This window comes from Streptomyces sp. AM25 (genome assembly GCF_058146165.1).
This window is the reverse complement of the sequence record NZ_JBKIWN010000064.1, coordinates 1-10,232: the sequence shown is the minus strand read 5'-3', so window position 1 is coordinate 10,232 and position 10,232 is coordinate 1. Positions and strand designations below refer to the sequence as shown.

Here is a 10,232-nt window from a genome sequence, read left to right as displayed (position 1 = left end):
CAACAGAGCGCCGCACGGCGCACCCCCTTCGATGAACCAGGATGTCCCGGTCCACGTGTGGGCCACCTCCCGCAAAGCGGTGTGGCAGCCCCGCCGGGAACGGAATCCATGAGACCGGTCGGAGAACGTCGGCTCGTAATACGCCTCCAGCAGGAGACGGATCGCTTCACCGACGAGCTTGTCCGACCACGTCGGCAGTCCCAGCGGGCGCGTCTTCCCATTCGGTTTCGGGATGTGAACGCGCCGAACCGGTTTGAAGCGATATCGCTCGTGGCGCATCGCTTCGATGATCCGGCCGATCTTCCGCTGAGACATGCCGTCCACGGTTTCCGGCGTGACCCCGGGCGTCATCGCGCCATGGTTGGCGTAGATGCGGCCGTAGGCCAGCAGATACAGCTGCGGGTTGAACATCTGCCGATACAGTTCGTCGCACGGCAGGCCACGCCTGCCGCGTTCACGCAGGACACCCAGCACCGTTTCGGCGCTCTGCATTTCGCATACCTCCCGAGTCTCGGGTGTCCGAATCACCTGGCCCCCTTCGCCCGTTGTGGACGGCTTTCCCGTCCTCCCTGGCCGGTCGTGACTCCGGCGACTACTACGGGGCCTCCGTCGCCATAGGACTCGCATCCCGTAGGCGATCCCACGTTCGTCCCTGCTTGTACGTTCTAGCGCGACGTAGGCGTCCCACTCATCTCCTCGAATGTCCTCGCTGGACATCGCCCCGCATCCCGGAAGTTGCATCGGCCGACCTATCGATGCCAATGCAGAACGCGGCGCCGGTTTCAGGTGTCTTTCCGGCGGATGGGAACTTGCATCTTCTGGAGATTGGGCTTCAAACAATCCAGCCTTCGCCATATCGCGCGGGCCACCCAGTACCCCGTCCCTGACAACTGGGCCCGGTTACTGGTTTTCTGACATGCTGTTGTCCCCTTCACCTTTCGGATCCAGGTAAGTCATCCGGCCCAGAAACCTCCTTCCGAGTTCCTCCCGGCTCAGCCGGGGATACAAACAGGGCGCCTCGTGGCGCACAAGGTGCGCTCAACTACCCATCTGTAGGTGCCCAGTCCGGTGCCGTGGCGGGTTCCGCGACGGGCGATGGCGGGCACGATGCGTCGTTCGCGGAGGCGGTCGCGGTAGATGTCGTGGTCGTAACCGCGGTCGGCGAACAACGAGTCCGGTCTGCGGCGCGGGTGGCCCACGCGTCCTCTCACCGGTGGGACGGCGTCGAGCAGGGGCAGCAGCTGGGTGACGTCGTTGCGGTTGGCGCCGGTGAGGAGGACGGCGAGCGGGGTGCCGCGGCCGTCGGTGATCAGGTGGTGCTTGGAGCCGGCCCGGCCCCGGTCGACCGGCGACGGGCCCGTGTGGCTCCCCCTTTTAGGGCTCTGACCTGGCTGGAGTCGACGACTGCACGGGACCAGTCCAGCTTCGCCGCTGCGTTGAGCTCGGCCAGGAGTACTTCGTGCAGCTGCTGCAGGACTCCGGCTTCGTTCCAGTCCCGCAGCCGTCGCCAGCACGTCATCCCGGACCCGAAGCCCAGCTCCTGCGGCAGGTACTCCCACTGGATCCCGGTATGCAGCACGTACAGGGAGGGCAGCCGGAGTACGCCAGAAACAGGCAACAAAGGTTTCACCGTGGCCGTGAGGTGCGGCGCTGGCCCTCGATGACGGTAACCAGGCGCCCCCACGGGGCCGGGCAGGTGCAGGCGGGCGGTAACGCCTCGTCGGCCAGGGCGGTCATGTGCCACTTCCGTCCAGCGCCCTGGCTCGGGTTCTCATAAATGGGCAAATGAGAAGCCGCCGCCGCAGACCCGCCCGGCGCCCGGTTTGTCCGGACCCCTGGTTCTCAGTTGGATTCTTGGAATGTTTTCTTGAAACCACGTCACACCGGTAGCTTTCAAGGCATGACTGGTGAGGAGTTCGACGCCCCGGCCGCCATCGAGCGCCACCCGTGCCCGACCTGTGACGTCCCGGCCGGGTCGGCGTGCCGCACCAATGCGGGGAAGACCGCGGCGAAGTACCACACCCGCCGCCTCCAGCTCGTGCCCCGTGTCGCCGAGGAACTCCACGTCCTCACCCCGCCAGACCGAGGTCCTGGCAAACGCTGGGTGCTCGGACCCGAGCCCGACGCGGCCGGGCCCGCCGAGCCCGTGCCGCTGGCGGCGGGGATCACGGCGGTCCGTATCGGCTACGCCCGCTGCTCCACGGCCACCCAGGAACTCCAGTCCCAGCTCGACGCCCTGGAGCCGGTCTGCTTCGAGGTGTTCCACGAGAAGGTCTCCACCCGGGTCAAGGTCTGGCCCGAGTACGAGAAGGCCGTCGCGATGGCCTGCCGCTTCAAGGAACTGCACCCCACTGTTCAGGTCGTCCTGACCGTCCATGAGTTCCGCCGTCTTGGCCGCGGCACCGACCTTCTTGTCACCGTCGAGGACCTGCGCAAGGCCGGCATCGCCCTGGAGTTCCTCAGCGGCCCCATCACCGGCCTGTACGACCCGGGCGACCGGCACGGCCAGGGCGCCATCCTCTTCGGCATCCTCGCCGCGCTGTCCGGCGCGGAGCGCACCTACACCCGGGAGAAGACCCTGGAAGGCCAGGAATCCGCCCGCAAGCGCGGCCGTACCGGCGGACGGCCACTCTCCCTCGATGCCGACCAGATCGAGTACGCCCTAGCCCTGCGCGCCAAGGGCACCCCCATGAAGGAGATCCAGAACAAGACCGTCATCACCCGTGGCAAGCACAAGGGCAAGCACCCCAGCCTGCCGACGCTGTACCGCACCCTCGCCGAAGCCGCACAGGGCACGGAAGCATGACCACGACCGTGCGCTTGACCTGCTACCCGCCCAAGATCAATCTCACCGATGCTGAACTGTCCCGTTGGTCCTCACGGCCGGGCTCCCCGTCCGTCTCGCCAGCCCCATGACCAGTGACTTCCCGGTAAAACCGGCTTAATGGGCACAACGCTGCCGGGGTGTGCTCCTGCCGCCCCCCTGCGCGTGTGCGTGAGGGCGTCGGTGTCTGGCCAGGTTCTTGGCATGGTCTTCGCGCTCCCTCTCCGCCTCGGCACGGGCATCCGTATTTCCGGCATGTCCCGCTGATCCTTTCCGGCGCCCGCCGCCCGCTTTTCACCTCACCCCCCTTGCCGACAATCTCGTGGAGAAAGGGAAGCCCCCTATGGACGAGGCCGCGCGCGCCGTGCTCGCCGATCTGGCCGCGGCGACGGACACAAGCCGGTACCGCATCGTTCCCGGGCCGGGCGTATCCGGCGAACGCCGGCTGCTCACCATCGGCATGTCCACCTACGACGACTTCGACGGCGTGTACTTCACCGTCACGAGCCTGTTCCTGCACCACCCGGAGGTACGTGACCGCGTCAGCGTCCTGGTCGTCGACAACAACCCGGCCGGCCCGTCGGCATGGGCGCTCAAGCGCCTGGAGCGCAGCGTCCCGCACCTGCGGTACGTTCCCTACGACCGGCGTACGGGCACCGCCGCCCGGGACCGGGTCTTCCGTGAGGCGAACTCCGACTGGGTGCTGTGCGTCGACTCCCACGTCCAGTTCGCACCGGGCGCCCTGGCCGCCCTCCTCGATCACATCGCCGAACACCCCGACAGCGACGACCTCGTCCAGGGCCCGCTGCTCCACGACGACATGCGCACCCTGAGGACGCACTGGGAGCCCGGGTGGAAGAAGGGCATGTACGGGAGATGGGCCGCCGACCCGCGCGGACTGGACCCCCAGGGCCCGGCTTTCGAGATCCCGATGCAGGGCCTGGGTGTCTTCGCCTGCCGCACCAAGGCATGGCCCGGCCTGCATCCCGCCTTCACCGGGCACGGCGGTGAAGAGGGCTACCTGCACGAGAAGTTCCGCGCCGCCGGGGGCCGGGTCCTGTGCCTGCCCGCCCTGCGCTGGACCCACCGCTTCACCGCCGGCCGCGGCGTTCCCTACCCGCTCTCCTGGGCCCAACGCCTGCGCAACTACCTCATCGCCTGGGACGAACTCGGCCTGGACACCGAAGAGTTGCTGGAGCACTTCGAAACACTCCTCGGCCCCGAAGAAGTGACACGGGTGCTCACCGCGTACGAGGCCGAGCAGCGCAACCCCTTCCTCTCCTTCGGCGGCCTCACCCTCATCAACCTGGACGCACGCACCGACCGCTGGCAACGCATGCAGCCACGCCTGGACCATCTGGGCATCCCCGCCCACCTCGTCCACCGCCTGCCCGCAACACCCACCCCCCACAACCACCACATCGGCTGCGCCCTCTCCCACCGCCGCGCCATCGCAGAAGCCCACACCGACGGACTCGACAGCATCCTCGTCCTCGAGGACGACGTGCTCTTCCTCGAAGGCGCCACCTGGGTACTGCGCCGCGCACTGGAGGAACTCCAAGACCGGCCCTGGTCGGTGCTCAACCTCGGCCCCGTCACCCGGACGGACCGCCCGGACGGCCGGGCCGGGGGCTGCCACCACCTCGAGCCGTACGACGGCATGACGACCACCCACGCCGTCGTCTACCACCGCAGCAGCTACGCCCGGCTGCTGGACGAACTGCCGGACACCGTCGCCGCCATGAGCGAGTGGATCCGGCACAACAGGGCGATTGACCAGTTCATCGCCCGCTGGGACCAGCCCGGCTGCTACCGGACGGTCCCGGCCGTCGCGGCCCAGGAGAACATGCTCCGCCTGGTGCCGGAGAACATCCGCGACCAGTTCTGACCAGCTCGATATCCCGGGGAGGGGATGATGACACAGCCGCGGAAAGACCATCCGGCCGTGGACAGGCCGCACGCCCGCAGGCACGGACTGCGGGTCAAGGAACTCGACGGACACCGGCTCGCCGTCTACGACGAGCGCACCGACACCGGCCACGTCCTGCACCCGGCCTGTGCCGTGGTGTTCCACCTGGCCGACGGCACCCGCACGGCCGCCCAGCTGGCCGAAGAGGCCACGGCCGAGACCGGGTTCGCCCTCGACGAGGACACGGTGCACCACGCCCTCGCCGAGCTCGGCGCACACGGTCTGCTCCTCACCTCACCGCAACCGCCCGACCTCACCCGGCGCCGCCTGGTCAGGCGGCTCGCGGCGGCAGGGGCAGCGGCGGCGGCACTGCCACTGATCAGCACACTCAACCGCGTACGGGAACAGAGCCGGGTGCAGTACACGCAACAGGAGCCCGCAACCGGCCAGGCAACCGGAAACCAGAACCGCACACCGGGCGCGCACGGGATGCCCGGACCGGACCAGAGGGGACACGTGGTACAAGCACAGGGCCCCATCGATGAACTGCTCACCGTGCTCGAAAACGATATCGAAAATGTGGTCACCGCGATCGAAGAGGTCGTCTGAGGGCTTCGTATAGGCCTTCGACCCGCCCCGACCCACATCGCAGAGAGGCAGGCTCGCGTGGCCCTGGAACCGGACGCGATCGAGGCCCTGCGCGAGCTTGCCGTGGCATCCGCCACCATCCCCCGCCGCATCTTCCAGTTCGCCCACACCCCCTCGGCCATCCCGCCACCCTGCCGGTCCTGCATGAACGGCGTACAGGAATTCGCCGCGGCCTACGGGTACGCGTACGAGCTGCTGACACTCGACGACCTCCCCCCGCTCACGGCACGCTGCACGGACCTCGCGCTCCCGGAGCTGCTGCGACGCTGCACACACCTCGGCGACGTGTCCGACATCCTCAGATACACCCTGCTGCACCACTACGGCGGCTGGTGGTTCGACTGGGACCTGCGCATCGTGCATCCCACAAGCCTGGACGAACTGCTCCAAACTTCCTCCGACTCCGCCTGGACCGGCTTCATCGGCGACAACAACGTGGTCTGCGTCGAGTTCCAGGGCGGCGCGCCGGGCAACCCGGTGGCCCGCGCCTTCCTGGACTGGCTGGCAGACCGGCAAGAACCCTCCGCCCACCCCGCGTTCTTCGCAGGACCCCACGTGTTCAGCAGCTTCCTCTCCGGAGTCCAACTGCTCGACCGCCGCCTGCGGCTGCTGCCGGTGGACCACGTGTTCCAGGCGCCGTACCACCTCGTGAAGACCACGGACATCCAGCCCTCCCCCGCACACCCACAACCACTCTTCCACCACTACGCCCACGCATGGAGCCGCCCCTTCGACGTCAACGGCTGGACAGAACGCCACATCCGCTGAGCAAGGAAGACCCGCGGAACCCCGACAACTCACGCACTTCCACGCGGTCGCCGGAGAGACAACCTCTTAGCGTCGTCTCTCCGGCAGTACCACCAGGACGCCGGGAAGGCCGGACGCCCGGCGCCGCAGACCTACACCCCCGCCCTCACCGCAGCACAGGCGGCTGGGCCCTGCACCTGTTCCGGTAGGCCGTGGGCGCAGGGTGCCGACGGGCGAGGCGGGTTCGGGCGGGCAGTGTGACGGCCCCCGCCCGGGCACCCGGCCTTCTCGCTCGGCTTCGCCCGGCCCTCGCCCCGGGCAAGCGGGGCTACGCGGCCAGCCGCAGCTGCCCGACCGCCTGGTGCTCGGGCGGCTCCATGTCCAGGTGCCAGGTGCCGAAGCGGCGCGTCTTGCAGGTGATGTACGGGGTGACGGTGGCCAGGTCGACCGGGTCGACCTCCCAGCCCTCGTCGATGAGGTCGTTGACCACCTTCGTGATGTCCACCGCGGTATGAAAAATGAGGCAGTTCGCCAGTAGTTCGTTGAATTTGATGATCTTCTCCTGGTGCTCGGGGTCGTTGTCCTGGAGCACGTCGGAGGCGAACATCAGCCAGTTGCTGAACTTGTGGAACGCCTCGACCTTGTTCGTCATCGACTGGATGGATTCGCGCAGCTCGGGTTCCGACAGGAACCGAAGAAGCACGATCGTCCTGATCACCCGGCCAAGCTCGCGGTATGCCTGGTAGATGCGGTTGCGGCGGGACTCGTTGCCCAGGCGGCGCAGCAGCGCGGCCGAGGAGAGCCGCCCCTCGCGGATCGACAGCACGACGCGCATGAGGTCGGGCCAGTGGTTCTCGATCAGGCGCCAGTTGATGACGTCCTTTTCCGGGTCGCCGAAGAGCGGGTCGATGTGCTGGTACTTCACCGTCGGGCTCACCCGATAGAAGGTCAGGTCCTTCCAGTTCCGGATCCTGGGCAGCAGCTCCACGCCCAGCATGTGCGCGAGTCCGAAGACAGGCAGCGACTGGCCTTGCGTATCCCCGTGCACGATGTCGACGGTCACCTCGGACTGGTTCTTCAACAGTCCCTCGAACAGGTAGACCGCCTCCCACATCCCGCACGGGATGAAGTGGCTGAACAGCGCGATATAGGTGTCGGAGACATGCCTCAGCGAGAGCCCGCCAAAGCCTCCATAACGGATGTGGGACTCGGCCAGGAGGTTGTTCTCCCACGTGTCGTACTGGGAGCCGTCGATCCCGGCCTTGCCGACATCACCCCACACGTGCGCCACGTCGAGCTGGATGAACATGTCGATCACATCCGCCGAGGCTGCGTGCAGCTTCTCCGCGGTGATGTGCTGATTGCCGGCCAGCGAGATCTCGTGCACCGAGACCTGGCCGCGCATGTGCCGCGCCACCTGCGCGGGACCGGCGTTCGTCCCGTAGGTGAAGACTGTCCAGCAGTAGCGGGCGAGCTTGTTGCGGATCTTCGGATCGCTTCCGGAGGCGGGGCCGAAGTGCCGCCACCACTGGATCCAGTACGCCGTGCGCGCCAGCACGTCCAGCAGGCTCCGCTCCGGCAGGCGGCGCAGGATCTCCGCCTCCAGGTCCAGCGCAGACTTGCGCCGGTCCTTGCCCTTGCGCGGGCTGAGCACGATCTTCCCCGATCCCTGGTCGATCGTCAGGTCCGCGTTGTCCGGGTACCCGGCGTCCACCTTCGCCGCCACCGCCGTCAGCTTCTGCCTCAGCGACGCCGTGAACCCTGCCGCGCTGTCCGGCAGCCCGGCCTGCTCGCAGTACTCGGCCACCAGCGGCTCGCACTCCTCCCACGAGGCCAGCTGGTCGTAGAAGTTGGCGTACGACTCCGACCCCAGGACCGCCACGTCCCCGCTGCGGACCTCCTGGACCAGATAGAACAGGGTGCACACCTCGAAGTGCCGCCGGTTGATCTTCCCCTCGCGGGCCCTGTCGAACAAGATGCGCTGCCACATCTGGGAGGCGAACTCCGCCGAGACCGTCTTCGTCTCCTTGGACCCGTCCTCCTTCTCGACCGTGTACGTCATGGGCGCCCACTGGCTGGTGCGGTGGCGCATCGCCAGGCAGAACTCCACCGCCTCCAGGACCGTACCCTCGGCCGAGACCGACTCCATCTGAAGGACCTCGGTCAGGCCGAACAGGACCTTGCGGTGGCTCTTGAAGTGCCGCCACATCAGCGGGAAGAAGTTCTCGCCGTGGTGCGCGGAGACCAGCTCATGGTCCTCCGACAGCTTCGCAAGCCCCCCGGCCTGCTCCAGCTTCTCCAGCACCGCCTTCCCGCACTTGGCATGCACCGCCTTCTTCTTCCGCGGGCCGGTGGGCAGGGTGACCGAGCCGCCGTCGAAACCGACCGCGCCCCTCGCGGCCTCCAGCACCTCACCGAGCACCGCGAGCAGCCGCTCGGACTCCGCCCGGTGCCGCTGACGGATCTTCTCCAGGTCCTCCTTGGCCTTCTTCGTGATCCGCGCCATGCGCTTGCACAACATCGTCACCAGCTCGTCCCGCGCCCGCACCTTCGCCATATGCAGCAGGCACACCAGCAGCGCCGTCCGCTTCACCACGCCGACCTTGCCCAGCTCAGCCGCATCCAGCACCCGCGCCTGCCCGGCGAAGTGCTCCACCTTCCCCGGCGGCACCCCCTCCAGCCAGTTGGCCGTCGGCCCCAACAGCTCCAGCCTGTCCAGGTGAGCCAGGTGCTCGCGCAGATGGGACACCGACGGCGCCTTCGCCGGCCGCTTCAGCTCATCGAACCGGCTCCGCGACCCCGACACCACCCGCAGCAGCCCCAGCACCCGGGCGGTTCCCGCCGCATCGACCCGCCCGGCGATCGTGGCGAAGAACCCCGTGTTCACCTCGGTACGGATCGCCGAGGCCATCGCATCCAGCGTCGTGTAGCCCGGCAGCTCCAGCCGCTTCTTGACCAGCGTCTCCAGCGCCACATTGATCAAGTCCGCCGGATTGTCCTTCGTCTGCACCGCTTCATAGATCGCCGCCGAGGCGACCGCGCGAGCCTTCTCTTTGTCGTACTCCACGCCAAGCCGCTCGCGGATAATCGTGCGGTGATGCCGCAGCGTACGGTCGGCGTCATGCCGAGGCTGCACGCCCTCGTCCAACCCCAGCAGCCCGCGCACGTGCCCGATCACCAGCTCCGGAACCTCATCCAGGCCAGGGAAGTACCCCAGCTTCTGGAAACTCTTCAACAGCACCACCAACGCCAGCAGATGCTCCGGCGACCGCGCTCTACCCCGCGCCCACGCCACCTCGGACGGACCGGGCGTGAACGCCTCGTGCATCTCGCGGGAGGTGATCGTGCGCTTGAACCGCGGGTACGCGGTACGTTCCACCGAAGCCATGCGCCGCATGATCCACGCCCCCCACCCACACGGAGCACACACGGCAGCCACCAGAAACCATGTCACGGCCCTGTGGCCAGCGGAGACACTGCCCAGAAGACCTGCCGTGACTCATAGGAACACTATCCGACAGGGTGAACAGCCGACGGGCCTCCAAGCGTCAGATCGCGCTCGCCACAGCCCTATTGCCTGTTTCCGCCGTACTCCGGCTGCCCTCCTACAGGATCCCGCACAGCACCTGCCGGTCCGGCAGCCGCCGGCGGCCCGGATGCCGGAACCTCCGTTCCCGGCACGGCAGCAGCGGCTCGATGCGCTCCCACAGCTCATCCGACACGATCCACGGCGACGCCCCCACAAGCCGGACAACGCCCAACCCGCCCGCCAGACACGGCCACTAGCACCAACCAGCCCCATTCTGTTAGGCGTTGTAAGGCGCACCACAACAGAAGACGACCTGTGTGAAGACCTCACCGCCCAAAGTGAGACACGGCCCTCCCCCGCTGCGGCGTCTTGTTCTGTTTGTCCTCTACAGAGACGCGCATGGGGCCTGTTATTTACCGCACACGGCCGGAAACAAATCGGCTCAGGCACGGACAGCACCGAGCCGCAGAGGCAGTTCGCCCTGCACCACGACAAGCCAGCACGGTCCACGGTCTCAATGGGAGATCTCTCGGTGACGCCTCGGTCTGGCCTTATCAAGTTGTCTGTGGCGGATG

Annotated in this window: 5 protein-coding genes and 3 pseudogenes; 4 read left to right on the top strand and 4 right to left on the bottom strand. The window is 67.6% G+C overall.

Features of this window, described 5'->3' with window-relative positions; all coding sequences use genetic code 11:
- Positions 1-492: pseudogene (locus ACLHRZ_RS35465) on the bottom strand (maturase); the annotation flags it as partial.
- 539 nt (positions 493-1,031) lie between these two features.
- Positions 1,032-1,702: pseudogene (locus tag ACLHRZ_RS35460) on the bottom strand (IS5 family transposase); the annotation flags it as partial.
- A 198-nt stretch (positions 1,703-1,900) separates the two neighbouring features.
- Between ACLHRZ_RS35460 and ACLHRZ_RS35455 the strand changes: the two are divergent.
- The 4 genes from ACLHRZ_RS35455 to ACLHRZ_RS35440 all read left to right on the top strand — a co-directional run bounded on the left by ACLHRZ_RS35455 (position 1,901) and on the right by ACLHRZ_RS35440 (position 6,149).
- Positions 1,901-2,806: a recombinase family protein gene (locus ACLHRZ_RS35455; RefSeq protein WP_490422738.1), complete on the top strand. Its 906-nt coding sequence runs from the start codon at positions 1,901-1,903 to the stop codon at positions 2,804-2,806.
- Between the two features lie 361 nt (positions 2,807-3,167).
- Positions 3,168-4,712: a glycosyltransferase gene (locus ACLHRZ_RS35450; RefSeq protein WP_490422737.1), complete on the top strand. Its 1,545-nt coding sequence runs from the start codon at positions 3,168-3,170 to the stop codon at positions 4,710-4,712.
- Positions 4,713-4,769: 57 nt separating this feature from the next.
- Positions 4,770-5,342: a hypothetical protein gene (locus ACLHRZ_RS35445; protein WP_490422736.1), complete on the top strand. Its 573-nt coding sequence runs from the start codon at positions 4,770-4,772 to the stop codon at positions 5,340-5,342.
- Positions 5,343-5,399: 57 nt separating this feature from the next.
- Positions 5,400-6,149, top strand: a complete 750-nt coding sequence (locus ACLHRZ_RS35440) for a glycosyltransferase family 32 protein (RefSeq protein WP_490422735.1) — start codon at positions 5,400-5,402, stop codon at positions 6,147-6,149.
- 307 nt (positions 6,150-6,456) lie between these two features.
- Here the strand turns inward: ACLHRZ_RS35440 and ACLHRZ_RS35435 are convergent, their stop codons facing one another.
- Positions 6,457-9,516, bottom strand: a complete 3,060-nt coding sequence (locus ACLHRZ_RS35435) for a Tn3 family transposase (RefSeq protein WP_490422734.1) — start codon at positions 9,514-9,516, stop codon at positions 6,457-6,459.
- 220 nt (positions 9,517-9,736) lie between these two features.
- Positions 9,737-9,889, bottom strand: a pseudogene (locus ACLHRZ_RS35430) (IS5/IS1182 family transposase); the annotation flags it as partial.
- Between the last annotated feature and the right edge of the window lie 343 nt (positions 9,890-10,232).

Coding starts and splice junctions, on each gene's coding strand:
- ACLHRZ_RS35455 (WP_490422738.1), top strand. CDS start 1,901: ATGACTGGTGAGGAGTTCGACGCCCCGGCCGCCATCGAGCGCCACCCG.
- ACLHRZ_RS35450 (WP_490422737.1), top strand. CDS start 3,168: ATGGACGAGGCCGCGCGCGCCGTGCTCGCCGATCTGGCCGCGGCGACG.
- ACLHRZ_RS35435 (WP_490422734.1), bottom strand. CDS start 9,516: ATGGCTTCGGTGGAACGTACCGCGTACCCGCGGTTCAAGCGCACGATC.